The 25,392-nt window shown below is 39.5% G+C and carries 18 protein-coding genes, 1 tRNA gene and 1 pseudogene; 10 read left to right on the plus strand and 10 right to left on the minus strand.

Translation table 11 applies throughout. The annotated features are described in order from the left end of the window. Positions 1-869: 869 nt before the first annotated feature. The gene (locus H6G28_RS19715) at positions 870-1,886 is read right to left on the minus strand and encodes a sulfate/molybdate ABC transporter ATP-binding protein (protein WP_190590769.1); all 1,017 of its coding nucleotides are present in this window, start codon (positions 1,884-1,886) and stop codon (positions 870-872) included. A gap of 237 nt (positions 1,887-2,123) precedes the next feature. Between H6G28_RS19715 and H6G28_RS19720 the strand changes: the two are divergent. Continuing rightward, a pseudogene (locus H6G28_RS19720) lies at positions 2,124-3,201 on the plus strand (IS630 family transposase). Between the two features lie 345 nt (positions 3,202-3,546). Here H6G28_RS19720 and H6G28_RS19725 read toward each other — a convergent pair. After that, positions 3,547-3,620 (minus strand) — tRNA-Val (locus H6G28_RS19725). A gap of 44 nt (positions 3,621-3,664) precedes the next feature. Then, positions 3,665-4,762, minus strand: a complete 1,098-nt coding sequence (gene pdxA, locus H6G28_RS19730; RefSeq protein WP_190673366.1) for a 4-hydroxythreonine-4-phosphate dehydrogenase PdxA — start codon at positions 4,760-4,762, stop codon at positions 3,665-3,667. 261 nt (positions 4,763-5,023) lie between these two features. Here pdxA and petM point away from each other — a divergent pair, with 261 nt between their 5' ends. The 4 genes from petM (at position 5,024) to nblR (ending at position 8,321) form a co-directional block, all read left to right on the plus strand. Continuing rightward, positions 5,024-5,128, plus strand: a complete 105-nt coding sequence (petM, locus tag H6G28_RS19735) for a cytochrome b6-f complex subunit PetM (protein ID WP_062294992.1) — start codon at positions 5,024-5,026, stop codon at positions 5,126-5,128. A gap of 162 nt (positions 5,129-5,290) precedes the next feature. Then, positions 5,291-6,280, plus strand: coding sequence for an SDR family oxidoreductase (locus H6G28_RS19740; protein ID WP_190590782.1), 990 nt, complete (start codon positions 5,291-5,293; stop codon positions 6,278-6,280). Between the two features lie 118 nt (positions 6,281-6,398). Then, entirely contained in the window at positions 6,399-7,316 is a 918-nt protein-coding gene (locus H6G28_RS19745) for an NAD(+) kinase (RefSeq protein WP_190673369.1), read from the plus strand. Positions 7,317-7,634: 318 nt separating this feature from the next. Next, positions 7,635-8,321 carry a response regulator transcription factor NblR gene (nblR, locus tag H6G28_RS19750; RefSeq protein WP_190590784.1) on the plus strand — a complete coding sequence of 229 codons (687 nt, stop codon included), beginning with the start codon at positions 7,635-7,637 and terminating at the stop codon, positions 8,319-8,321. A gap of 25 nt (positions 8,322-8,346) precedes the next feature. Here the strand turns inward: nblR and H6G28_RS19755 are convergent, their stop codons facing one another. Beyond that, complete coding sequence (locus H6G28_RS19755; protein ID WP_190590785.1) at positions 8,347-8,622, minus strand: DUF5132 domain-containing protein; 276 nt, start codon at positions 8,620-8,622, stop codon at positions 8,347-8,349. Between the two features lie 290 nt (positions 8,623-8,912). Continuing rightward, on the minus strand, positions 8,913-10,097 hold the full coding sequence (locus H6G28_RS19760) for an NAD(P)H-quinone oxidoreductase subunit H (protein ID WP_190590786.1): 1,185 nt from the start codon (positions 10,095-10,097) through the stop codon (positions 8,913-8,915). Positions 10,098-10,710: 613 nt separating this feature from the next. On the opposite strand from H6G28_RS19760, the gene H6G28_RS19765 reads away from it, so the two are divergent. The 5 genes from H6G28_RS19765 to H6G28_RS19785 all read left to right on the plus strand — a co-directional run bounded on the left by H6G28_RS19765 (position 10,711) and on the right by H6G28_RS19785 (position 20,652). Further along, positions 10,711-16,140 carry a trifunctional serine/threonine-protein kinase/ATP-binding protein/sensor histidine kinase gene (locus H6G28_RS19765; RefSeq protein WP_190673371.1) on the plus strand — a complete coding sequence of 1,810 codons (5,430 nt, stop codon included), beginning with the start codon at positions 10,711-10,713 and terminating at the stop codon, positions 16,138-16,140. A 424-nt stretch (positions 16,141-16,564) separates the two neighbouring features. Continuing rightward, the gene (locus tag H6G28_RS19770) at positions 16,565-17,245 is read left to right on the plus strand and encodes a nuclear transport factor 2 family protein (protein WP_190590788.1); all 681 of its coding nucleotides are present in this window, start codon (positions 16,565-16,567) and stop codon (positions 17,243-17,245) included. A gap of 202 nt (positions 17,246-17,447) precedes the next feature. After that, positions 17,448-19,358 (plus strand): M48 family metallopeptidase, encoded by a 1,911-nt coding sequence (locus tag H6G28_RS19775; protein WP_190673374.1) that lies wholly within the window; start codon positions 17,448-17,450, stop codon positions 19,356-19,358. 104 nt (positions 19,359-19,462) lie between these two features. Further along, positions 19,463-20,359 carry a 16S rRNA (cytosine(1402)-N(4))-methyltransferase RsmH gene (gene rsmH / locus H6G28_RS19780; RefSeq protein WP_190590790.1) on the plus strand — a complete coding sequence of 299 codons (897 nt, stop codon included), beginning with the start codon at positions 19,463-19,465 and terminating at the stop codon, positions 20,357-20,359. A gap of 41 nt (positions 20,360-20,400) precedes the next feature. Then, positions 20,401-20,652 (plus strand): UPF0175 family protein, encoded by a 252-nt coding sequence (locus H6G28_RS19785; protein WP_190673377.1) that lies wholly within the window; start codon positions 20,401-20,403, stop codon positions 20,650-20,652. 58 nt (positions 20,653-20,710) lie between these two features. Here the strand turns inward: H6G28_RS19785 and H6G28_RS19790 are convergent, their stop codons facing one another. From H6G28_RS19790 to H6G28_RS19810, 5 genes are all read right to left on the minus strand, one after another. Next, the gene (locus H6G28_RS19790) at positions 20,711-21,349 is read right to left on the minus strand and encodes a MotA/TolQ/ExbB proton channel family protein (protein WP_190673428.1); all 639 of its coding nucleotides are present in this window, start codon (positions 21,347-21,349) and stop codon (positions 20,711-20,713) included. Between the two features lie 78 nt (positions 21,350-21,427). Beyond that, entirely contained in the window at positions 21,428-22,180 is a 753-nt protein-coding gene (locus H6G28_RS19795) for a DevA family ABC transporter ATP-binding protein (protein ID WP_190673380.1), read from the minus strand. Positions 22,181-22,193: 13 nt separating this feature from the next. Next, entirely contained in the window at positions 22,194-23,354 is a 1,161-nt protein-coding gene (devC, locus tag H6G28_RS19800; RefSeq protein ID WP_190673383.1) for an ABC transporter permease DevC, read from the minus strand. An 80-nt stretch (positions 23,355-23,434) separates the two neighbouring features. Beyond that, a complete protein-coding gene (locus H6G28_RS19805) occupies positions 23,435-24,724 on the minus strand; it encodes an ABC exporter membrane fusion protein (protein ID WP_190590795.1) in 1,290 nt (429 codons plus the stop codon). Positions 24,725-24,748: 24 nt separating this feature from the next. After that, positions 24,749-25,336, minus strand: a complete 588-nt coding sequence (locus H6G28_RS19810; RefSeq protein ID WP_190590796.1) for a TetR/AcrR family transcriptional regulator — start codon at positions 25,334-25,336, stop codon at positions 24,749-24,751. Positions 25,337-25,392: the final 56 nt, after the last annotated feature.

A 25,392-nucleotide genomic window follows, 5' to 3' on the forward strand; every position in this document is an offset into this window, starting at 1 on the left:
CCAATAATTTAAAAATGTATACATTATATCTGTCTGCTACTGACTTTAATCCAGCTTTCTTGATTACAAGAATTTAAAATTTCTACAAATAAAAATGGCAGTAAACATCTCAGCAAGATTTTCGTGATTTTTCTTTTTTTAACTTTTGGCAATTTGAGAAAGAATGATTGGTGGTAGTTATCTATGTGATTTTGGCTAACAAAAAGTTGTAACTATTCCAACTTAAGTTTTGGGATTATGAGTTGATATTGTCACAGTAACAGAGATTTATCTGCCTAACATCAAGCTCTTGTTATGTTTTTAACTGTGCTATTAGGTATTTTAGCTGGTTGATGTTTGATACCTTGGTGTAATGTTTCATTCATATTTTTATTTAAGCAGACAAAAATTATGCCTGATTGTTTTGCTCAAAAATTCTACCATTGGGTAGAGGTTATCTATGCCTAATTGTAGGCAAGTTTAGAAAACTGAACACTGCAACTTAAAGTTTAAAGACATTTTATCTCTAAATCTTAAGTGAATATTAAGAAAAGTAAGTATATACTTATAGAAGTATAAAGAAAAATAAAGAATAACTTATACACGTAGGAGTTACGCATCAAGAGGGTGTGGAGGTTTGGAACACCTATACACAAGGTTACGCATAAAAACGAAAAATCAAGTGTTTTGGCGAGGGTGTAGGGGTACAGGGGTGTATGTATTAAGCCACACACCCTTGCACCCTTACACCCAATCTTCATAGACAATCTTGGTGCGTAAGTCCTGAGAGTTTATGTTTGGGAGTACCTTCTGGCGTAAGTCCTAACAGCAAAAAAGAAGGATAAATGTACTTCATCCTTCTTTTGCAAGTAATTATTTAATTTTTAACTTTAGATTGAGTAGTATACCGGAAAGGATTTGGCATCTTTGGGTTTGACGTAAACCCGTTGTTGTGGCTCTAACTCTAATTCGTTGAAGCGATCGCGTGTGAGATGAGCTGTTACTACTTGTCCATCATCTAAAGTTAATTCTACTTGAATTTCCCAACCCAGATGAATTAAGCGGCTGACTTTAGCAGATGCCGTTGCACCGTTGGCTTGTTTTTCGATAATGACATCTTGGGGACGTAAAAACACTTCCGGGTGTGGTGCATCAAATCCAGAGCTTTGGAAAATTCTGGAAGTATTTGGTAAAACATTCACCGGGCCGATAAAACTCATCACAAATGCCGACGCGGGATTATCGTAAATCTCTGCTGGTGTACCTACCTGTTCCACCCGTCCTTTATTCATGACTACGACCTCATCCGACACTTCCATTGCTTCTTCTTGGTCGTGGGTAACAAAAACAGTGGTAACATGAACTTCATCATGGAGGCGGCGTAACCATGCCCGTAAATCTTTCCGCACTTTGGCATCCAGCGCACCAAAGGGTTCATCCAACAATAACACCTCTGGTTCGACTGCCAAGGCTCTCGCTAATGCTACCCGTTGTCTTTGACCACCAGATAACTGTGAAGGATAGCGATCGCCTAATCCACCCAATTGTACTAGCTCTAGTAACTGTTCTACCCGCCCTTGAATTTTCTTAGTTGGGGCTTTGCGAATTTCTAAACCAAAAGCAATATTTTGCCGCACAGTCATGTGCTTGAACAAAGCATAATGCTGAAACACAAACCCAATATTTCGCTCTTGCACACTTTGATAAGTAGCATCTTTTCCAGTCAGAAGGATTTTGCCACTATCTGGCATTTCTAAACCAGCAATTAGCCTCAGTAAAGTAGATTTACCAGAACCAGATGGCCCAAGCAATGCCACCAGTGAACCACTTTTAACTGTTAAGTCAACTTGGTCAACTGCCTTAAAACTACCAAAATTTTTGGATACATTCTCAACTACTATGCCCACCGCCGTTGTCCCTCTGCTATTCTTACCCCGGTATGTTGCTAGATTTACCGTGTTACATATATATCATACATAGATTTTTAACTCAAATTCTGTGACTTTACCCATAACTTTGCCGCTACTGGAAGCATAACTTTGCCGTCAACAACACTACAAGGCTCATTCTTGTGTCAGCTAATTTTGTAAGCTAATCGGCACTAAAGTTGCATAATAATAAGATGAAGCCGTTCAAAAGCAACTATGCCGCCCCCAGCCAAAAACTTTTTAAAACCGTCACAAGTCAGCAATCTACAAGAAGCTCTAAAAGAAAGCGTAGCTACCACACGTTAGGGAAAGAATACTTATCATTCTGCTGCAAAATGATGGAAAACCACAACAAGAAATTGCAAAGTTTTTGGGCTGTTCGCACAGAACAGTAGCATATTGGTGTATGCACGGTGATCCAGATGATCTAGAAACTCTACATAATAAAAGAGAGTACGCATATTATCGAAAAGCGACTCCTGAATATATTGAACTATTATTAAAAACTGTTGACCAAGACCCATCAGAATTAGGTTACGAATTTGGGAAATGGACAGCAGAAAGACTAGCCAAGTATTTAACCGAGAAAACAGGGATTGATTTAAGTAGTTCTCAAGTGAGGAGGATATTAAAGAGAAAAAAGTATAGTTATATCTGGGCTAAATATGATTTAGAAGATAAACAAAACCCAATAGAAAGAGCGAAGTTTAAAGAAAAACTTGCTCAATATTTATTAATAGCGCGAGAACAACCAGAACGTTTACAGGTATGGTTTTGGGATGAGAGTGGGTTCAGTTTACGTGTGATTCGGCGTAAGGGTTGGGGTAAAAAAGGAAAACGTAAAAATGTTCCAGGACAACGACGTTGTGGTCGTGTTAATGTCATGGGAGCAATCAGAGAATTAGACCGAAAACGAGTATGCTTTTTCGTTAAAAAAGGAAACGCAGATATTTTTTATGAGCAATTACAACAATTAAATGAATTAATTAAGCAAGAATGGATAAATCAAGGAAACAGTTTTGAAGATTTTGAAAAATCTGGGTCGAAGATTATTTTAATTTTAGATAATGCAAGCTTTCATAAACGTAAAGATATTCTAGCTAAAATATCTGAAGAATTTCCTAATTTTGTCCGAGAATTTTTACCTGCTTACAGTCCTAATTACAACATTATCGAGTTAGTCTGGCACTCATGTAAAGAATATATTGCCCATCGTCTGTTTAAATCAGTAGATGAATTAAAGTCACTGCTAGATAAGCTATTAAATCAAGGCGAGTTAGTTATACCAAATTAAAAAATGATTGCGACAGATTGATGGCTCAAAAGCTTACCGATCAACCCTTACCCAATCCAAAATCTGTCTTGAAAAGTTTGCTCAAGTCGGGGAACCCGCCCACGCAACTTTTCGCAAAATCTAAAATCCAAAATGGTATTATTAAGTGGCATCGAAAAATCAAAAATAAAGGTAATAGCGACTATGTTGCAGCTTAAATGCCGATTAGCTTAATTTACGTTGATTTTTTTTCAAAATTTTTCAGGCATGATTTTGCCGTTACAGTTTTCAAGCATAGCTTTGCCGTTGCGGCAAAACCAAACTTTAAATCACAAAACAACAAATAATTAGTCACTGTACAACAAATGGACGTAACTGGATTCGAACCAGTGACCTCTACGATGTCAACGTAGCGCTCTAACCAACTGAGCTATACGTCCTTAACCACACAATTTACAAGGATAGCGCATATTTATCTAGATAGTCAAGCATAAGGATATTTTTGATCTTGCCTTCTAGTACTGGCTAACTCAGAGGCTAATTGAATTGCGGCTTTCATACTGGTGGGGTCAGCAATTCCTTTACCTGCAATATCAAATGCTGTACCGTGGTCGGGTGAAGTGCGGACAAATGGTAAACCAATGGAAGTATTCACGGCGCGGTCAAAGGCCATGAGTTTGACAGGAATCAAGCCTTGGTCGTGGTACAGTGCCAAATACGCATCGGCTGGATTCTGGATGGATGAATTACCATACCAAGCTTGACCAGGTTTCACCCACATTGTATCGGGAGGGATTGGTCCTTCTAAGAGCAATTGAGGGTGTTTTTGCTGTTCTTGTTTAATCCAAGGAATCAACCAATCGAGTTCTTCGGTTCCTAGTTGTCCTTGTTCGCCACTGTGGGGATTTAAACCTGCGATCGCAATTCTCGGTTTACTAATACCAAAGTCTGTTTGTAAGCACTCTACCAATAAATCTAGTTTTTGGCTGAGTAATTGGGGTGTGAGTGTATCTGCTACTTGGCGTAGGGGAATATGTGTTGTAGCTAACAGGGTGCGGATTGTCCAACCAGTGTAAGGCGATCGCGCTACAAATAACATCCCATATCGCTCTACATTTGATTTTTCTGCCAAAAGTTCTGTTTGACCAGGATAATTATAACCTGCGGCTTTCCAAGCCGATTTCGCAATGGGCGCTGTAACTATACCATCAAATTCACATGCTAATGTTTGGGCGATCGCATATTCCATATAAGCAAAACTCGCCACACCACTCACCCCATTACCCACACCTGGAACAATTTCATCGAGATTTTCCTGCAACTGCACATCAATAACTTTTAAGCTGTGGGGATTTGCCAAGGCGACTAAATTACCCGATAAATTTAATTGGTCATAAGTCTGCACTAACCAATTTTGATTTCCTACTACCGTGACATCACAATTTTGAGTTACTTCTGGATCAGCTAAAGCTTTTAATATTACTTCTGTCCCAATTCCTGCGGGATCTCCCAATGTTAGTGCTAATCGAGGCCGAATTACTTTGTGTGATTTGGCTATGAGATTTGGCTCGCTTTGATACATAAGGCTAATTTATCTCGATTTGTCATGGAATTGCCTTGATCCCGCAATCATCGGGATTAACCATCAAACTAGTTTAGAATTGTTTACACAGGTCTAATTCAACGGTAGCTGTTGAGTAACTTCAGTCTATCTGGGGTCATTGGTAAAAGTAAAACTTCTACTCCTGATTTACCAGATGGCAACAAACAGCCCAAATTATATGCAATCTAAAGGTTAGCCTTTAGAATTATGACAAACGATTCACAAAGGAGACACACAACAATGGGTGGCGAAATTTTCAGTACAGCTTTTCTGGCTTTTAGTTTAATCTTCGTGGGTTGGGCTTTAGGTGCTTTATTGCTGAAAATTCAGGGTGCAGAAGAATAATCTCTCTGGAATCTGAAAAAATAGCGTGTCCGCACAACGGACAACGCTGTTTTCTTAATTTTCGGGTATTAATTAATTTCTAAGAAAAGTGTAAACTTTTGTTTACGGATATAATTCTGTTAAGATTCTTTTCATAAAACATTAAGATTTAATACAGCCCTCATGACATTACTAATAGTCGGTGCCACTGGCACCTTAGGAAGACAAGTGGCTCGTCGTGCGATCGATGAGGGGTATAAAGTGCGTTGTCTTGTCCGCAGTAGTAAAAAAGCGGCATTTCTCAAAGAGTGGGGCGCGGAACTCGTTCTCGGAGATTTGTGTTACCCCGAAACCTTACCAGCAGCCCTAGAAGGAGTCACCGCAATTATTGATGCGGCTACTTCCCGCGCCACCGATTCTTTAACAATCAAGCAGGTAGACTGGGAAGGGCAAGTAGCCTTAATTCAAGCAGCCAAAGCGGCTGGTGTGGAACGTTTTATTTTCTTCTCTATAATTGATGCGGAAAAATACCCCGAAGTACCCCTAATGGAAATTAAGCGGTGTACAGAATTATTTTTAGCTGAATCGGGGCTTAACTACACAGTTTTACGGTTAGCTGGCTTTATGCAGGGGCTAATTGGTCAATATGGTATCCCGATTTTAGAAGCACAGCCAGTTTGGGTAACTGGTGAGTCATCACCGATTGCTTATATGGATACTCAAGACATTGCGAAATTTGCTGTGCGGGCTTTGACTGTACCAGCCACAGAAAAACAAGCTTTCCCAGTTGTGGGAACTCGTGCTTGGAGTGCAGAAGAAATTATTAGCTTGTGTGAACGCTTGTCTGGTAAAGATGCCAAAGTCACCAGAATGCCGTTAAACTTATTGCGGACTGTACGCCGATGTGTCCGCTTCTTTCAGTGGGGATGGAATGTGGCAGATAGGCTGGCGTTTACAGAAGTGTTGGCCAGTGGCAGACCATTAAACGCCCCAATGGATGAAGTGTATCAAGTATTTGGCTTAAATCAACAAGAAACAACTACTCTCGAAGTTTATTTACAAGAGTATTTTAGTAGAATTATGAAAAAGCTCAAAGAGCTAAACTACGAAAAAACCAAGACCAAAAAGCAAAAAGACAAACGATCGCCATTTAAAAAGGTTAATAGTCAATAGTCAATCGTGCTGAGTAAAAAATGCTAGTCCCTAGCCTCTTTTTGACTTTTGCTCACGGACTCAAAATATGTCAGGATTACATAGTACAAAGCATCGCTAAAAGTTTGGATATTTGAATGTGCCGAAAGCAGGCATTATCTACAATGATTTAAAACCGATAGCCAGTCGTGTCGCTATCGAACTAGAAGAGAAACTCACTGCTGCGGGTTGGGATGTATGTGTCACCAGTAGCATCGGTGGAATACTGGGCTACGCTAATCCCGAAAGTCCCGTATGCCACACTCCAATTGATGGTTTAACACCCCCTGGGTTTGACTCAGACATGAAGTTTGCAGTTGTCTTGGGGGGAGATGGGACTGTTTTAGCTGCCTCTCGTCAAGTTGCGCCCTTGGGTATTCCCTTGTTAACAGTTAATACCGGTCACATGGGGTTTTTAACAGAAACTTATCTCAATCAACTTACCCAAGCCCTGGAACAATCAATGGCGGGTGAGTATGAAATTGAAGAACGGGCAATGCTGACTGTGAAAGTATTGCGCGGAGAGTCGGTATTGTGGGAAGCCCTATGCTTAAACGAAATGGTGCTGCATCGAGAACCGTTAACTAGTATGTGTCATTTTGAAATTGCTATTGGTCGTCACGCGCCAGTGGATATTGCCGCAGATGGCATAATTATTTCGACACCTACAGGTTCTACGGCTTATTCCCTCAGTGCAGGTGGCCCCGTAGTCACTCCGGGGATACCAGCTTTACAGTTAGTACCGATTTGTCCTCACTCCCTAGCTTCCAGGGCTTTGGTGTTCCCAGATACGGAGACTGTAAATGTTTATCCAGTCAATATTCCGCGTTTGGTGATGGTGGTCGATGGCAATGGTGGCTGTTATGTGTTTTCGGAAGATCGGGTATATTTAGAGCGATCGCAATATAGTGTCCGGTTTATTCGTCTACAACCACCAGAGTTTTTCCGCATCTTACGGGAAAAACTCGGCTGGGGTCTACCGCATATCGCCAAACCCACCTCTGTGGAATTGCCATAATGGTCAATGGTCAATAGTTTAGGACTTACGCACCAAGATTGTCTGTGAAGACAGGGTATAAGGGTGACAGGGTGTGGGGCTTCGCCGTGAGCGTCAGCCTAACGGTGTAAGGGTTTGAGATACATATACCCCTAAACCCCTAAACCCCTAAACCCTGACACCCATTATCAATAGACAACCTTTACTATAGTCAAAATTGTTTCTTTGGGTTTTTTCCCGAATTACTGATTTATAAATAGAATTGAAAAACAAAGTGATTGGCAAGTGCTGAGTGCTACTCCTGTTGACCATTGACCATTGACTTTTGACTTAAAATTTATGACAGTTGCTCACAGTCCCTGTGTGTTGGTGATTGAAACTGATGAAAGCCTCGCAAATCAGCTATCTTCTGATTTGCAAGAAGCTGGTTATGATGCGATTTTAGCCCATGATGCCGCCAGTGGTTTGCAATATAGCCGTGATTGTCAACCTGCTTTAATTGTTTTAGACCGGATGTTGGCAGGCGAATCGGGACTATCCTTATGTAAAAATATCAGAAGTACTGGGATGCGTTCTCCAGTGCTGGTGTTAATGGCGCGGGATACCGTTGATGACCGTGTAGCTTGTCTAGAAGCTGGCGCGGATGATTATATTCTCAAACCTTACCGCCCAGAAGAATTTTTAAAGCTAATTCGCCTGTATTTAAAACCTGATATTGATACGACAGAACAGTTGCGCTTTGGTGAGTTAGTTTTAGATATTTCAACCCGTCGCGCTATTCAAAATAGCCGGGTAATTGATTTAACAATGAAAGAATTTGAGTTATTGAAGTTCTTAATGGAACATCCCCGCGAAGTATTAACCCGCGAACAAATATTAGAAAATGTGTGGGGTTACGACTTTATGGGTGAGTCAAATGTGATTGAAGTTTATATTCGTTATCTGCGCCTGAAAATTGAAGATGAAGGTCAAAAACGCCTGATTCAAACAGTGCGGGGTGTGGGATATGTCTTGCGGGAGTCGTAAATAATTCAGATTTTGGTGACGCAGCTTAGATTTCTCTGGGTTCGGCAGATTTCATCCGTTCTTCACCAACTTCTGCCTTAGCTTCAGCAATGATATCGTCCCAGACTTCGCTGACTTCTGCGATCGCAGCTTTGCTTTTTTCGTAGAACAATATCCCTTTTTTCACAACTGCTTTGGCTACTGGTCTACCAACACCAGCTACTACTGGCAACAATACAGGCACTAGCACAACCCCAACAATACCTGTAACTCCTAGTCCTTCCGCTAAATCTCCAAGGTCTGGTAAAAGTTTTATCGACATAATTATGTTCACCTCCCTGGTTTTACCTGAGTTTATTTTAATTCTTTTTTGTTAGTACTCAGGCAAATCAGCCTTCAGATGCAAAGTAATGTAACAGAGGCCAAGAAGCTAATTTTACTACTCTGAATATAGCGGTTTTCATTCCAGTGAGGTACATTTCTCTAGCCTCTAGCCTCTAATCCCTATCTACTTGTACTGCGTTCAACTGAGAAACGCTATACCACTGAAAAGTGCTTTAATTACTTGGTGTGTTAGGGCAGGCAAGATGCCTACCCTACAATAATCATTGCTTATCTGTCTACAGATCCCATGATTACGTCAATACTGCCCAGGATGACCACAACATCTGCGACCTTCATACCCCGCAATAAGTGAGGTAGAATTTGCAGGTTGTTGAAATCTGCGGGGCGAATTTTCCAGCGCCAGGGGAAGACATTATCATCACCAACCAGATAAATGCCTAGTTCACCTTTACCGCTTTCCACACGGGCATAAATTTCGCCTTTGGGCATTTTGAAGGTGGGGGCAACCTTTTTACCAATAAACTGGTAATCAAAATCATCCCATTCAGATTTTTTGCCAGCAGCTAGGCGTTTCGCTTCTAGGTTTTCGTAGGGGCCGCCTGGTAATCCTTTCAGGGCTTGCTTGAGAATCTTCACAGATTCGCGCATTTCCCGCATCCGTACCATATAACGGGCTAAACAATCACCGACGGTTTCCCACTGAACTTCCCAGTCAAAATCGTCGTAGCATTCGTAATGGTCAACTTTCCGCAAGTCCCACTTCACACCAGAAGCACGCAACATTGGGCCAGATAACCCCCAGTTAATTGCTTCTTCGCGGGTAATTGTACCAATACCTTCAATACGACGGCGGAAGATGGGGTTATTGGTAACTAACTTTTCGTATTCATCAACTACAGGTAAAAAGTAGTCGCAAAATTCTTCACATTTATCTACCCAACCATACGGTAAATCGGCAGCCACACCGCCAACGCGGAAGTAGTTGTTATTTACCATACGGTAGCCTGTCGCTGCTTCCCACAAATCGTAAATCATCTCCCGTTCTCGGAATTGGTAGAAGAAGGGAGTTTGTGCGCCTACATCAGCGAGGAACGGGCCAAACCATAGCAAGTGGTTGGCGATGCGATTAAGTTCCAGCATAATGACGCGGATGTAGCTGGCGCGTTTGGGGACTGTAATACCAGCTAACTTTTCGGGGGCGTTAACTGTGACAGCTTCGTTAAACATTCCGGCTGCGTAGTCCCAGCGACTAACGTAGGGAACATACATAACAGTGGTACGGTTCTCGGCAATTTTTTCCATACCTCGGTGTAAATAGCCGATCACCGGTTCACAATCAATGACATCCTCGCCATCCAAGGTGACAATTAGCCGCAGAACCCCGTGCATTGAGGGGTGGTGTGGCCCCATGTTCAGCACCATTGGTTCAGTACGGGTTTCTATTCTGGCCATAAATTTCCGTGTTCTCCCATGATCAAAAATTGAAAGGAACCGCGTAGATGCCAACCAGACCGATAAAATCGTGTCTGCCAAAGTTAAGTTTGTAAGGACAATATTTTGCGGGTAAAGCCTGCATCCATTGTCAATACCGGAGTTTGTTGGAGAAGATGTGGCAGCAGAGAGATTTTACGATGTTTCGTTTTGTTTCACTTCTTCAACTATTATATGGAGCTTGAGATGCCGGAAATTCAAGCATCGGAATTTTTTCAACTCTGGTTGTGTTGAAGTGCGATCGCTCTCTTTACAATAGGTTAAGTACAAGCACAGTAGCTTTTACAGCAACATCGTACTTAGAATTGAGTGTCAGGGTGATCTTCTCAAAAAACTGGGTAATTTACTGAATTTAATTAACCTTCCCATAAGCCAAAATTGTTTGTTTAAAATCTGCCTTTGTATATTTTTATCAGTTTTCCCTGCAAGTTTTAAATCAAAAAACTGATATGAGGCATTAATAACTTACATGATTGTGATTATTGCTAGAACAATGGGAATAATTAAACCAGTAACTCTTCCATAACTAGTGCAGATTTTATTTTAATTTGTGTTCCTTTAAAACTAAAAACCAATGCCACATCTTACAGAATATCCTATCCTCTCCACTCTCCATGAAGGACTGCAAACGATTATCTATCGCACGCACACACCAGTAACTACAGAATCAGTAATTCTCAAACTTTTGAAAAAAGAATATCCCACCCTAGAAGCGTTTACCCGCCTCAAAAACGAATATTTGATTCAACAGACTTTAGACTCTCCCTACATTGTTAAAGCTATAAGTTTAGAAAATTTTGAGCATCGTGTCGGACTATTACTCGAAGATTTTGGTGGTCAATCTTTAGCTCAATTTGTCCAAACAAATACTCTTGACTTAATTCAATCTTTAAAAATTACCATCGAATTAACTAAAGCTTTAGAACATCTTCATCAACAGCAAATTATTCATAAAGATATCAAACCCAGCAACATTATTATTAACTTACAAACCAATACTGTTAAACTTGCTGACTTTGGTATCGCCTCGCGGTTAAATAAAGAAACTCCCCAATTTACCAATCCTAATTGTGTAGAAGGGACACTGGCTTATATGTCTCCTGAACAAACAGGAAGAATGAATCGCATTCTTGACTATCGTAGCGATTTTTATTCCCTGGGCGTGACTTTATATGAAATGCTGACTCAGCAAATCCCATTTGTCAGCCCAGATCCCCTAGAAGTTGTTTACCGACATATTGCCGTTCCGCCAGTCAATCCTCAGTTATTGAATCCTGACATTCCCGATGCAGTTTCAGAAATTGTCATGAAACTGATGGCGAAAAATGCCGAAGATAGATATCAAAGTGCAACAGGATTATTAGTTGATTTAGAAAATTGTCTGGAACAATTAGAAACTAAAGGGGAAATTACTAACTTTATTCCTGGGAAGTTAGATATTTTAAGTCAGTTATTAATTCCCCAAAAGTTATACGGTAGAGAAACCCAAGTTAATGAACTTTTAGCAGCCTTTGATAGAGTGAATGCTGGTACTAGTGAAATTATGCTAGTCTCTGGATATTCCGGGATTGGTAAATCTGCATTAGTTAATGAAGTTAATAAACCCATCACCCAACGGCAAGGCTACTTTATTTCGGGTAAATTTGACCAACTCAAGCGAAATATTCCCTACGCTTCTTTAATTCAGGCTTTTACCTATTTAGTGCGCTGTTTGTTAACAGAAAATCCAGACAAAATCGCCGTCTGGAAAAGCAAGATATTAGCAGCATTGGGAACAAACGGTAAGGTAATTACTGATGTGATTCCCGAAGTTGAATTAATTATTGGCAAACAACCAGAAATCCCAGAATTAGGTGCAGCCGAGTCGCAAAATCGCTTTCATCGGGTTTTTGAAGAGTTTATTCAGGTTTTTACTCAGAAGGAACATCCATTAGTCATATTTTTAGATGATTTGCAATGGGCAGATTCGGCTACTTTAAACTTAATCAAACTACTAACAACAAACCCCAATAGCAAATATTTATTATTTATTGGTGCATACAGAGATAATGAAGTCAGCCCCACCCATCCTTTAATTCAGACAATCACTGAAATTCAGAATGTCGGCACAATTGTCAATAATCTGGTATTACAACCTTTAGATTTACATCATGTTAACCAAATAATTGCTGAGACTCTACAAGCAAGCCGCCATAGCAGCAATCAGGATGTGACATCTCAAGTATTGAAACAGCAGATTTTTCAACTAGCTGAATTAATTTTTAATAAAACAGGTGGGAATCCCTTTTTCTTGACTCAATTGCTGCAAGCACTGTATCAAGAATACTTATTATTGTTTGATTTTAATAGTCAACAATGGCAGTGGGATTTAGACAAAATCCAAGCAATTGGCATTACTGATAAAAATGTTGTTGAACTAGTTGCTAGTCGTCTAGAAAAACTTCCTCCTGCTACTCAGGAGATTTTAAAATTAGCAGCTTGTGTAGGTGATAGATTTAGCCTAGATGTGTTGACAATTATCAATGAAAAAGCACCTTCTATCACAGCTAATGAATTATACCCAGCATTACAAGCTGGTTTGATTCTTCCTTTAAATGAAAGTTACCGGATTCCTTTAGTTTTTAATCAAGAAGAGGCAGTCAAGTTAAAATTTGAAACTTCTACAATTAGTTATAAGTTTTTACACGACCGAGTACAACAGGCTGCTTACTCGTTAATTCCAGCATCTCAAAAGCAAGACACTCATTTAAAAATCGGTCAGTTGCTTGTCAAAAATATCCCTCCCGCAGAAATCGAAGCTCATATTTTTGATATAGTCAATCAGTTAAATGTCGGTGTTAATTCCATAGTTGAGCAATTGCAAAAGACAGAATTAGCCAAGTTTAATTTAATTGCGGGACGGAAGGCGAAAGCATCTACAGCTTATGAAGCAGCTTTGAAGTATTACAAAATTGGCATAGAACTGTTAAGCACAGATGTTTGGCAAACAGAATATCAGTTAGCACTAAGTTTATATGAAGGTGGTGCGGAAGTTGCTCATTTGAGTGGTAACTTTGAGCAGATGTTGAAATGGGCTGATGTTGTGTTGCTGGAGGCGCAAACTTTACTCGATAAAGTTCATGTTTATGAAGTGCAGATTATCGCCTCGATTATTCATAAACAACAACGAAAAGCAATTCAAATCGCATTATCAACTTTAGAGTTACTGGGAATTAAAATTCCAGAGCAACCAACAGCCGTGGAATATGAACTCAGGGTGGAGGAGATTACTGCTAATTTACAAACCAAAGCGATCGCAGATTTAATTAACCTACCATTAATGACCGATCCCCAAAAGATCGCAGCAATGAGAATTTTGATGGGAGTCCTCCCCGCAGCCTTTCAAACTGCACCTGAGTTAATGCCCCTCATTGCCTATGAAATGGTGATTTTGTCCTTAAAATATGGCAATACATCTGTTTCTGCTTATGGCTACAGTTTATATGGATTACTGCTTTGCGGAGTTCAAGGCAAAATTGATATTGGCTATGAATTTGGAAAATTAGCATTAAATGTAGTCTCACAATTTAATGCCGAAGAATTAAAACCAAAAATTCTCACAGTAGTCAGCGCCCATGTGATGCACTGGCAAGAGCATATTCAAGAAACCTTAATCACATCTAAACAAGGATTTGCCACTGGTTTAGAAACGGGAGATTTAGAATATGCTGGTTATTGTGGATATATCTATCCTTATCACTCATTTTGGCTGGGTAAAGAACTCTGGATTTTAGAAAAAGAACTGGTTGCTTATTGTGAATCACTGAAAAAAATTCAACAACAAGTCGCCTTTACTTGGAATTCCATATATCTGCAAACAGTATTGAATTTGAAAGGCAGTCCAGAGAATGTTTACTATTTAATGGGCGAAGCTTACGATGAGCAAGTGATGTTACCTACTCATCAACAGGTAAATGATTTGTACACCATGAATCACCTATTTGTTAATAAGCTGATGCTGGCTTATTTATTTGGTGAGTATCAACTTGCTGTCGAGTATGCAGCAATGGCAGAAAAATCATTAGGTGGTGTTACTGGATTATTTGTAGTTCCCTTGTTTTATTTTTATGATTCATTAGCAAAACTGGCAAATTATCAGACAGCTTCCGAAGCAACACAGACTGAGATTTTAGAAAAAGTCAGAAATAATCAGCAAAAAATGGAACTCTGGGCGACTCATGCACCAATGAATCACCTACATAAATTTTATTTGGTGGAAGCAGAAATACAGAGAGTTTTACAGCGCCATTTGGAGGCGATGGATTACTATGAACTGGCTATTCAAAAAGCTCAAGTTAATGGTTATCTGTTAGATGAGGCTTTAGCATACCAGTTAGCAGGTGAGTTTTATCAGTCTGTAGGGAAAGAATTAATTCAGCAAACTTACATTACTAAGGCTTATTATGCCTGTATTCGTTGGGGTGCGATCGCTAAAGTTAAACAATTAGAAGTCAAATATCCTTTTCTGGTTAAACAAACTACCACACCTGATAATTCTGCTCTTAAAGTAGATGTCGTTCGTACTACAACTCACACTACTACCAGTAGTGGTTTAAACGATTTCTTGGACTTACATACCTTCATTAAAGTTTCTCAAGCAATTACCAATGAAATTGTCTTAGAAAACTTGTTAAGTAAGTTAATCAAAATTTTACTAGAAAATGCTGCCGCCCAAAAAGCCGTATTACTACTGGTAAAAGAAAATCAGCTATATATCGAAGCTGCGGGTAATGCTGTGGATGATATGGTAACAGTTTTACAATCACTGCCTATCAATAGCTATCTAGAGTTACCTTTGTCTGTGATTAATTATGTTTTCCGCACCCAAGAAAATCTCATTTTAAATGATGCAGCTACGACTGAACCTTTTAGCCTTGATAGCTATATCCAAGCAGCAAAATCTAAATCAATTCTTTGTTTGCCAATTATTTATCAATCACAAATTACAGGAATTATTTATCTAGAGAATAAATTGTCCACAGGGGCGTTTATGCCTGAAAGAGTGCAAGTCTTAAAAGTCTTGATTTCTCAAATGGCGATCGCCATTGAAAATGCTCGTCTATATGCCAACGAACAAGATAAATCAAAGCAATTATCACAGTCTCTCCAGGACTTACAAGCAGCACAATTACAAATTATCCAAAGTGAAAAAATGTCATCTTTAGGTAATTTAGTCGCTGGGGTTGCCCATGAAATTAACAACCCACTTAGCTTTATTTCTGGCAATCTCGATTTAGCTAAAGATGCTGTAACTGATTTAATTGATTATCTACAACTTTATCAGTCTAATTTTCCCAATCCTAGCGATGAAATTGATGAAAAAGCCGAAGAAATAGATATAGATATCCTGTTGGAAGAATTACCCAAAATGATTGATGGGATGAAAACAGGGACAAAACGGATTCGGGAAATTAGTACTTCTCTGCGGACATTTTCTCGCGCGGATACTAAATCTAAAGTATCAGCCAATATTCATGATGGAATTGATAGTACCTTGATGATTTTACAACATCGCTTAAAAGCTAATTATGATCATCCTGGTATTCAAGTTATTAAAGACTATGGCAACATTCCTTCAGTAGAATGCTACTTAGGACAACTAAACCAAGTTTTTATGAATATCTTGGCTAATGCCATTGATGCTTTAGAAGAAGCCTACTATTCCCGACAATTAGCAGATAACTCAGCAGATATTACGAATACGATTACTATCAAAACCGGGGTTGATCAGGCGAAGCAACAGGTAGTAATTAAAATTAAAGATAATGCTAAAGGTATGACGGACGAAGTAAAAGCATCTATTTTTGACCACTTGTTTACTACTAAAAATGTGGGTAAGGGTACAGGTTTAGGCTTATCTATAAGTCGGCAAATTATTGTCGATAATCATAATGGTAGTTTAACTTGTGAGTCAGCTTTAGGGGTAGGCACGGAATTTATCATTTCTATTCCTATTTCTGGTTAATAAATAATTGACATCAATTTACAGTCAAACTAATAGAGACGTTGTGTACAACGTCTCTATTAGTTTGAAATTGTTTTTACACATTTCCTTTTAGGAAATGTGTATTGTTTTTTCATATTGTATTTATGAATTTTTTATGGATTGAAAGTGATAACACAGAAAATGAATGACTTATTTTCACACAAATAAAATTCTGGCTTTGATAAAAAAATGGTTGTAATCATCAGTTGGATATGCCACATAAACTGTTATTATTATTGCTATGTTCAAAAGTACTTAAAAAACCTCTTTTGGCATAATTTTTTTACTGAGTAAAGTGAACAGAATTTAGCTAATTTTTTGATTAGCTAGATAACCTCCGGCTTGCAGTAAAAAATACAAGCAAAAATCCAGACATTTATATAGGCATTGAGACGTTAATTCTATGAAAAAAGGCAGAGAAATTCAGCAGGTTGCATCAAATTTAATGTCATTCTTTGTCAAGCGGTTAAGCTTGATTTTGCTGGCTGGTGTGATGGTTATTTTCGTGGGGGGTAAATTCGATGTAGCCAGTGCATCACAACCAAATGCAGAATCAGAAATTGAAAGTTTGTCAGTTTGTTACGCATTAGGGACTGATGCTATTGGTCGAGGTGATCTGCCAGAAGGTAAAAAGATTTACCAAAAATGTTTTACTTCCGATGCTGAGATAACTGCAATTTTTCCTGATGATACTAGTGTAACAAAGTATGGCACCAATGCCTGGGCTGATTTTGTCTATTCAGTATTTCAAGGTAACGGATATACCGCTACTCAACATTTGCTAGGTACTTTCGATATAGATGTCAAAAACAACACAGCAACTATGTCTTCTTACCTTCATGCAACCCATAAGCTATCTGATACCAGCATTGACGTTGCTAACGGTACTTATGTAGACACAGTTGTCAATAAAAATGGTAAATGGCAAATTAAGAAACGTGTTCTGACACTGATTGATTTCTTAAATCTTTCTTCTCCTGGTTCTCCGCAAGCGCAGGCTTCTTCAGCCGCTAGAAGTAGTAATTCTGATTCTAATACTTCCTCTGATGAACCACACAGACCAAATGTTCGTGATTATATATAAGAAGGTTACACAGAGTTTAATTTGGGATTAGTCAACAGTTAGGACAGGTATTTTACCTGTCCTAAAAAGTATCAACTCTGAGCATTATATATTTACGTAGAATGGCGCAAAGAATAAATGACTTGAGAGTTCTGCATTTTTACGTAAGTCAAGCATATATGGTGTCAGCTATATTGCAAATTGAACAAGCTAGTAAACATCTATGGCTTTCGATCAACAGCGTTTTGATAAGCTAATTCAGAGATTAGAAATTTTTGCTAGTCAACAGCCAACTCTTTATAGATTTCACGTTGCATGTCTGGCTGTGTTAGGTTACGCCTACATATTCATGATTTTAGCTGTAAGTGTGGCATTACTGCTAACTATTGGCTGGTTGATGTTCAATGCTAGATCATTTAGCCGTGGAACTATTAAAGGTGTGCTTTTTTTACTAGCGATCGCTATTATATTATGGCGATCGCTTTGGGTATTTTGTCCGCCACCCACAGGGTTAGCATTACGCCGCAAAGATGTACCTAGCTTGTTTTGTTTGGTAGATGATATCACGACAAAACTCAAGGCTCCCAGATTCCATCGTATCTTACTCACCACAGATTTTAATGCTACCGTTGTCCAAAGACCGCGCTTAGGTTTATTTGGCTGGTATCAAAATTACCTGATTATCGGTTTGCCATTAATGTTAGCATTGCCCCCTGAACAATTTCGGGCGGTTTTAGTCCATGAGTTGGGACATTTATCAGGAAATTATCATCGCTTCAATGCTTGGATTTATCGTCAGCGTCTGGTTTGGTATCGTATTCAAGCAGTATTAGAACAAAGTAGTAATGAATCATTGTGGGTGGTTTTTCATAAGTTCTTCCAGTGGTATATTCCATTTTTTGATGCTTATTCTTTTGAATTAGCTAGATTAAATGAATATGAAGTTGATAGATGTGCAGTGGAAATCACAGGCGTAGAAAATACAGCCAAGGCTTTGATGAATCGCAAGGTAAAAATTAGATTTTTAGAAAATTATTTTTGGTCTAATATTTATCATCAAGTCCAAACAGAAGTTGAGCCGCCAAAAACAAGTTATACCGCCATGCAAACAGCTTTAACTCAGGGAGTACCTCTGAGAGAAGCAAGCATTTATTTAGCGCAATCACTGACGGAAAAAACGAATCATACAGATACTCATCCTTCCCTAACAGAGAGATTACAAGCTTTAGGGTTTATTCCTGGTATTCAAGAAGAATTATCTGTAGCTGCACCAATGTTGATTAGTGCAGCACAAGAATATTTAGGTAACGCTTTTGAAAACATTAGAGATAATTTTAGTCAAGCTTGGTGTGAAAAAATTGCCACACCTTGGCGACAAAAATATGCTGAAGTACAACAATCATTAGCTATCTTAGATAAACTCAATGCCAAAGCTGAAAAACAGCCACTATCATTAGGAGAAGCAACGACAAGAGCGTTGTTAACATTTGAGCTAGAAGGTGAAGAAGCAGTAATACCATTGTTGCGCGAAGTTATTAAATTAGATCATACCCACGCTTCCGCCAATTACCTATTAGGACAAATACTCTTAAAACAACAAGATGCTAGTGGAATAGAACATATTGAAAGAGCGATCGCCAAAGATATCGACATTGCCATTGATGGTTATCAAATAATTTGTTCTTTCCTCAAAAAACAAGGACAAGATGATCGAGCCGAACTATATCATGAGCTTGCTGAAGAACATTATGATTTACTCTTACGTGGTCAAGAAGAACGCGCTAGTTTAAATATAACTGATGACTTTAAAGCTCATAGTCTTTCTGATGAAGAAATAACTCATCTACGTCAGCAATTATCTCGCTATCCCAATATTACAACTGCTTATTTAGTCCAAAAAGTTGTGCAGTATTTCCCCGAAAAACCACTTTATGTCCTGGGAGTAGTGCGAAAATTCAGCTTTTGGGAAAGCAATCACGAAACTGATAACGCACAATTGGTTGATGCACTGTTAAAAGAAATTGAATTGCCCGGAGCAGTATTTTGCTTTATTTTGAATAGTAATCTCAATTTTGAGAAGAAGTTTAAACCAATACCAGATGCTACTATTTACCAACAAAAAGTTAAAAAATGAAACTAAGAATTTAGAAATCAGGAGTCAGAATTCAGAATATTTAGTAACTCTTTGTCTCCTATGTCTATACAATAGGAATACTACAGATTTTTGCGTTAAGTCTAATGAATTCTGATTCTTCCTCATCGCTAATTATTGACGAACAGGTATTTTCTCATTTACCTGTGTTACCGCAAGAAGTAATTGCAGGTTTAGCGGTGTCTGGGGGAGGTCATTATCTGGATACAACTGTCGGTGGTGGTGGCCACAGTCGGTTGATTTTGCAAACTGCGCCGGATGTACAGTTAACGGCTATTGACCAAGATGAGGATGCGTTAGCCGCAGCCAAGAAAGAATTAGCAGAGTTTGGCGATCGCGTAAAATTTATTCAAAGTAACTTTGCAGCTTATCAGTTTCCCGACGCTACTTTTAATGGTATCCTCGCCGATTTGGGAGTAAGTTCTTACCAGTTAGATACTCCCGAAAGGGGTTTTAGCTTTCGCCACACTGCAAGTTTAGATATGCGGATGAATCAGCAAGCTTCCCTAACTGCGGCGGATGTAATTAATGAGTGGGAAGAAGCGGAACTTGCAGATATTTTCTTTAAATACGGTGAAGAAAGATTATCTCGACGTATAGCTAGACGCATTGTCGAACGTCGTCCATTTGATACAACAACAGCATTAGCGGAAGCGATCGCCTCTGCTGTTCCTCCCAAATACCGTTATGGTAGAATCCACCCAGCAACCCGCGCCTTTCAAGCTTTGCGAATTGTGGTCAATGATGAGTTAGAGTCTTTAGAAACTTTTTTAGCCAAAGCACCAAACGCCCTTGTCCCTGGTGGGAGAATTGCGGTAATTAGTTTTCATAGTTTGGAAGACCGCTTAGTTAAACATGGTTTACGCAATTCTCCATTGTTGCGAGTGATCACCAAAAAACCAATCACTGCACAAGAGTTAGAGATTAGTAATAACCCGCGATCGCGTTCTGCCAAACTGAGAATAGCCGAAAGAGTCAATTGAAGATTCAAGCATAATTAAACTAAAAAACCGAGTTAGGAACAATGCACACCCTCTCCCTACAATATCCTGATGACTTACTTATTACCTCTGGTAAATCACCCCAAGCTTTAGAAGCAGAACTCAGGTTTTTGCTTGCTGTTAAATTATTTGAGTTACGAAGACTCTCACTCGGTAAAGCTGCTGCTTTTTGCAATATGAACAAACCCCAGTTTATGTATGAACTAGGACGTTTACAAGTTCCTGTGATTAACCTTGATGATGACCAAATCGCTGATGAATTGAGTGATGACTAACTCTGCCATTGTTGCTGAGTTTCTACTCAGCACTCAGCACTCAGCACTTTTAATATCATTAAAATTTATCTCTCCTTTCATAACGGCGGCGATAGAGTAATTCTAACTGTCCACCATACTCTTGAATCCTTGCCAGTTGACGCTGGTAGAGTCCTCGGAAGGTATTTGCAAACAACAGGGTAAAAATAGCCACGACTAATCCTGATGCGGTGGATACCAAAGCCTCACTAATCCCCGCAGTCACACCTACTGTTGTTGTACCACCGACATCACCAATATTTAGTGAAGCGAAGGAAGTAATTAAGCCTAAAACTGTACCCAACAAACCTAATAATGGTGCAAGGCCGATAATCGTATCAAAAATGTTTTGAAAGCGTTTGAGTAAGGGTATTTCAGCTTGTGCTTCACTTTCTAGCGCCAAACGAAATTCTTCTGGTGTTGGTTCTTCTAATTCTAAAGCGGCGAGAAAAATTCGGGCGATGGGTAAATCTGTATTTTGCTGTAATTTATTTAAAGCACCAACCACATTATCTGAACGATAAAGCTTGAGTACTTCTTTGACAACAGGATTTTGGCGATGGGTAATTCTGATCCAAAATAAAATACGTTCAATAATCAAAGCCACTGCTAACACAGAGAACCCCAGTAGCGGCCACATCACCACGCCACCAGCAACAAATAAATTGCTAATTTGCATTTTAGTCAAGTGTCAATTGTCAATTTTTAATTGTCAATTGTCATTGGTCATTTGTCATTAGTTTTCTTTTTTCATAATTTAGTGCATTGTTGTTGCTACATCTACACCATCACTTTTGAGTATTCCATCTTCCATATAAATGATGCGATCGGCGATATCTAAAATCCGGTTGTCGTGGGTAACTAGCAAAATTGTACAGCCTTGTTCTTTGGCGAGTTTCTGCATTAATTCCACAACATCGCGTCCAGATTTTTTATCGAGTGCAGCTGTCGGTTCGTCTGCTAAGACAATTTTAGGATGACTGACTAAGGCACGGGCGATCGCTACCCGTTGTTTTTGTCCGCCAGACAGTTTCTCTGGGTAATAGTTTACACGTTCGCCTAAGCCTACTGTTTCTAGCATAGCGATCGCTTTGGCATTCATATTTTCATTCAGGTATTCATCATGTAATTCTAATGACATACGCACATTTTCTGTTGCTGTGAGAAATGTCATCAAATTATGCGCCTGAAAAATATAGCCAATCTGACGACGTAGTACAGTTAATTTGCGTTTACTAGCGCCGCAAATTTCTTGTCCTAAAATTTTTAAACTGCCTTCTTGGGCAGAACGTAGCCCTCCTAATAATGTTAATAAGGTGGTTTTACCGGAGCCAGATGGGCCAGTCATAATCACAATTTCACCAGCATTAATCTCTAAATTAATATCAAATAAAACCTGTTTTTTTAAATTACCTTCCCCAAAGTAATGGTTTAATTGATGGACAGTAATTACAGGTTCTAAATTAACCAGTGAGCTGGAAGAATTTACAGGCAGAGATTCTTGTAACATAAAATTTGGATAATTAGAAAATATCAGCAGGGTCAGCAGAAGTGAGTTTACGCATAGCGATCGCACCTGAGCCTGTACACATAATTACTGTTAAAATAAATACGGTGATTGCTCGTTGCGAGTTCATAAATATAGGCAACATAGTGGCGGTGTAGGCTAGTTGATACAGCCCAATAGACAAGAAAAATGCCGGAATAAAACCTAAAAAAGCCAGGAATAATGCTTCTTGGAACAATACTACTAACAAATAGCGATCTGTGTAGCCCATTGCTTTTAAAGTTGCATATTCGGGCAAATGATCAGAAACATCGGAATACAGAATTTGGTAAACAATCACGATACCAACAATAAACCCAACTCCCACACCTAACCCAAAAATAAAGCCAATACCTGTACCACTAGACCAGTAGGCTTTTTCAATTTGGGCAAATTCTTCTGGAGTCAAGACACTGATATCTTTGGGTAATCCGGCAATCAGTTGCGCTTGTAATTTTTTTGGATCTGCGTCGGGTTTGAGAGTAATTAACCCAACTTCAATACTCTCTGCTTTACGTTGGGGAAAGATTTGTAAAAAGGTAGAGTCACTGGCAATCACATTACCATCAGCCGCAAAAGACGCACCATTACTAAACACGCCCTTGACGCTGACATTTTTACTGTTCAATTCTGTTTCAAATTTGCCTGTTTTTTGAAAAATCTCCCCCACAGCGCCGTATTCTGGACGACCGGCTTGGTCGAACAGCACTTGATTTAATTGTTTAATCGGGTCTAGATTGTTTTGAATTTCGGGAAAATTAAACACAGATTTTGCTGGATCAATCCCCCAAACTAAAATGGCACGTTCTAATCTGGTTTCGGGATTGCGCCATTGTCCAGTGCCAATATAAACTGGGCTTACCGACTGTACACCCTCATAACCTAATGTTTGGTACAGTCGCTCTCTGGAAAAGCTTTTAACAGAAAACAGGGTTTGAAATTGGGGATTAATTAATACCAAATCTGCCTGTAAACTGCGATGTGGTTTGATAGCTGCATCAAACAATGCCCCTTCAAACCCCATCTGAATAAATATCAGCATATCGGCAAAGGTAATACCTGCGACTGCTACTAAGAGGCGAGTTCTTTCTTTTAATAATTGCCGCCATGCTAATGGCGTTTTGAGGAATAATTTCATATTTTTTATTTGTCATTTGTTATTTGTCATTTGTCATTGGTGTAACTTTCCCCCATTCCCTATTCCCTACTCCCTATTCCCTAAATTTCAATTGCTGTTTGCACTTGCAAGTTTGTTAAACCTGCAACTTTTTTACTATCTTCAGGATTAAGGCGAATTTTGACTTCTACAACTCGGCTATCTAAGTTTTCTCCGGGTTCGTTGCTAAATACGTTTTGGCGATTGACTTGTAAGCCAACATAGAAAACTTCACCGCGCAACTCGCCGTTAAATGCTGGACTGGTGATTGTGGCTGTTTGTCCGAGTTTGACTTTGCCGATGTCTGTTTGATAAACTTCGGCGACTGCAATCATCTGTTCGGTTTGCGCTAAGTCTGCAATGCCATTTTCACTCATTTTTTCGCCGACTCTGGTGTGAATCTTGAGGATTTGTCCGGTCATTGGCGCTCTAATATAAGCTGCTTGTAGGTCAGTTTGGGCGCGTTTGAGTGCGGCGATCGCATTTTCAACTTCCATTCTGGCGGCTTGCACATCCACAGGGCGGACTTCGGCAATACTGGTGAGTGTGGCTTTGGCTTCGGTAACTTGTTTGTTCCCAGTGGCGTTAATTCGCGCTAAAGAAACTTTCGCTTCTGCTAGTTGTCTGCTGGCGGTGGAGTTAATTCGCCCTAAAACTGCTTTGGCTTCGTCTAATTGTTGTTTGCTTGTCTCAACAATCAAGCGTTTACTGTCAAAGGCAGAGTTAGAAATTGCGCCTTCGGTATATAGTTTTTGATAACGTTCATATTCAGATTGGGCGTTGCGGAGTTCTGCTTCTAGTTTCCGAATGCTGGCGGCTTGGGCAATTCGATCGCCTTCCCATTGCGCTTCAATCCGGGCGATCGCTTCCCGTTGTCCGATAAAATCTCCTACAGATTGAGCCTGCAAACGCTCGATGTTGGCTCTTTGTGCTTGAATTTCCCCAGTTTTGGCACCAGCTTTAACTTGATCCAGTCTGGCTTGGGCGACACGCACTTGTTTCTCGGCTTGGAGTACGGCAGTTTCTAAGCGATCGCGCGAATCTAAAATGGCGATGATCTGCCCAGGTTTGACAATATCACCTTCTTGCACCCGAATTTCCTGGAGGCGATCGCCATCCAAAACCAAAGGCGCAGATAAGCTAATCACTTCTGCTTCTGGTTCGAGTCTGGCTAAAGCTGAAACCTTTGGTACTGAGGCGGTTACAGTCGCTGGTTCTTGAGAAGCTGTACGTCCAATTAACCCAAACTGAGAAACACCATAAACCACAATTCCCCCAGTAATAGCCGTAGCCCCAATCAATAAACCCAGTAATTTTTTATTGGCAGATTTCAATAGTAGATTTTGTCCCATATTCCCCTCTAAAAATTCAATTTACTAATTCTGACTCGTGCTGTTTTGTTGCAAATAAACTGTCAACATTTTTCCCAGCAACGTACATTGCTCAACAAAATCAATACTTTCATCTCCCCATAATTTCTCCAGAATTAATCCATTCACAAAGCTCAAGACAAAAGAAGCTAAAACCTGATCTTGAACCCCCAAAAATCTACAAGCAGCTTGCTGATAGCGTTGATTAGCACGTTTAAAAACACTGCTTTGATGTCGCAGTTTCTCTGAGTCTTGATGTTGACAAAAATCAACCCAAACAAATGTCCACTTAATAAAGTAATCCTCGTTTTTTACTAGATATTTCCCTAAAGCTGTCATTGCTTCTGACAGAGTTTCTTTCCCTTCTAGTTCTGCCAAAGCTGCACTCACATCTTGCTGTGAAATTTCCTCTACTAATTGTTCAAATAAGGCTTCTTTACTAGAAAAGTAGTGATACAAAGTCCCTGTCGAAACCCCCATCTCTTGAGCAATCTGCCGCATAGTCACGGAGCCATAACCTTTTTGAGCAAATAAATCAAAGCATTTGCTGAGAAGTTCTTTCCGGTATTGGTCATGGTCAACAATTTTGGGCATAAGTCAAATGATTATGGATTTGGGATTCTAGGGGCGAGCAAGCAATTTTATTTATA

Origin of the sequence: Nostoc sp. FACHB-190, assembly GCF_014696905.1 — a bacterium.
GTDB lineage: Bacteria > Cyanobacteriota > Cyanobacteriia > Cyanobacteriales > Nostocaceae > Nostoc_B.

What these genes read in the sequence shown, in the direction of transcription:
- H6G28_RS19760 (WP_190590786.1), bottom strand. Translation starts at nt 10,097, where the DNA reads ATGGCCAGAATAGAAACCCGTACTGAACCAATGGTGCTGAACATGGGG.
- H6G28_RS19765 (WP_190673371.1), top strand. Translation starts at nt 10,711, where the DNA reads ATGCCACATCTTACAGAATATCCTATCCTCTCCACTCTCCATGAAGGA.
- petM (WP_062294992.1), top strand. Translation starts at nt 5,024, where the DNA reads ATGGGTGGCGAAATTTTCAGTACAGCTTTTCTGGCTTTTAGTTTAATC.
- H6G28_RS19790 (WP_190673428.1), bottom strand. Translation starts at nt 21,349, where the DNA reads ATGCAAATTAGCAATTTATTTGTTGCTGGTGGCGTGGTGATGTGGCCG.
- H6G28_RS19805 (WP_190590795.1), bottom strand. Translation starts at nt 24,724, where the DNA reads ATGGGACAAAATCTACTATTGAAATCTGCCAATAAAAAATTACTGGGT.
- rsmH (WP_190590790.1), top strand. Translation starts at nt 19,463, where the DNA reads ATGAATTCTGATTCTTCCTCATCGCTAATTATTGACGAACAGGTATTT.
- nblR (WP_190590784.1), top strand. Translation starts at nt 7,635, where the DNA reads ATGACAGTTGCTCACAGTCCCTGTGTGTTGGTGATTGAAACTGATGAA.
- H6G28_RS19785 (WP_190673377.1), top strand. Translation starts at nt 20,401, where the DNA reads ATGCACACCCTCTCCCTACAATATCCTGATGACTTACTTATTACCTCT.
- devC (WP_190673383.1), bottom strand. Translation starts at nt 23,354, where the DNA reads ATGAAATTATTCCTCAAAACGCCATTAGCATGGCGGCAATTATTAAAA.
- H6G28_RS19770 (WP_190590788.1), top strand. Translation starts at nt 16,565, where the DNA reads ATGAAAAAAGGCAGAGAAATTCAGCAGGTTGCATCAAATTTAATGTCA.
- H6G28_RS19740 (WP_190590782.1), top strand. Translation starts at nt 5,291, where the DNA reads ATGACATTACTAATAGTCGGTGCCACTGGCACCTTAGGAAGACAAGTG.
- H6G28_RS19795 (WP_190673380.1), bottom strand. Translation starts at nt 22,180, where the DNA reads ATGTTACAAGAATCTCTGCCTGTAAATTCTTCCAGCTCACTGGTTAAT.
- H6G28_RS19810 (WP_190590796.1), bottom strand. Translation starts at nt 25,336, where the DNA reads ATGCCCAAAATTGTTGACCATGACCAATACCGGAAAGAACTTCTCAGC.
- H6G28_RS19775 (WP_190673374.1), top strand. Translation starts at nt 17,448, where the DNA reads ATGGCTTTCGATCAACAGCGTTTTGATAAGCTAATTCAGAGATTAGAA.
- pdxA (WP_190673366.1), bottom strand. Translation starts at nt 4,762, where the DNA reads ATGTATCAAAGCGAGCCAAATCTCATAGCCAAATCACACAAAGTAATT.
- H6G28_RS19755 (WP_190590785.1), bottom strand. Translation starts at nt 8,622, where the DNA reads ATGTCGATAAAACTTTTACCAGACCTTGGAGATTTAGCGGAAGGACTA.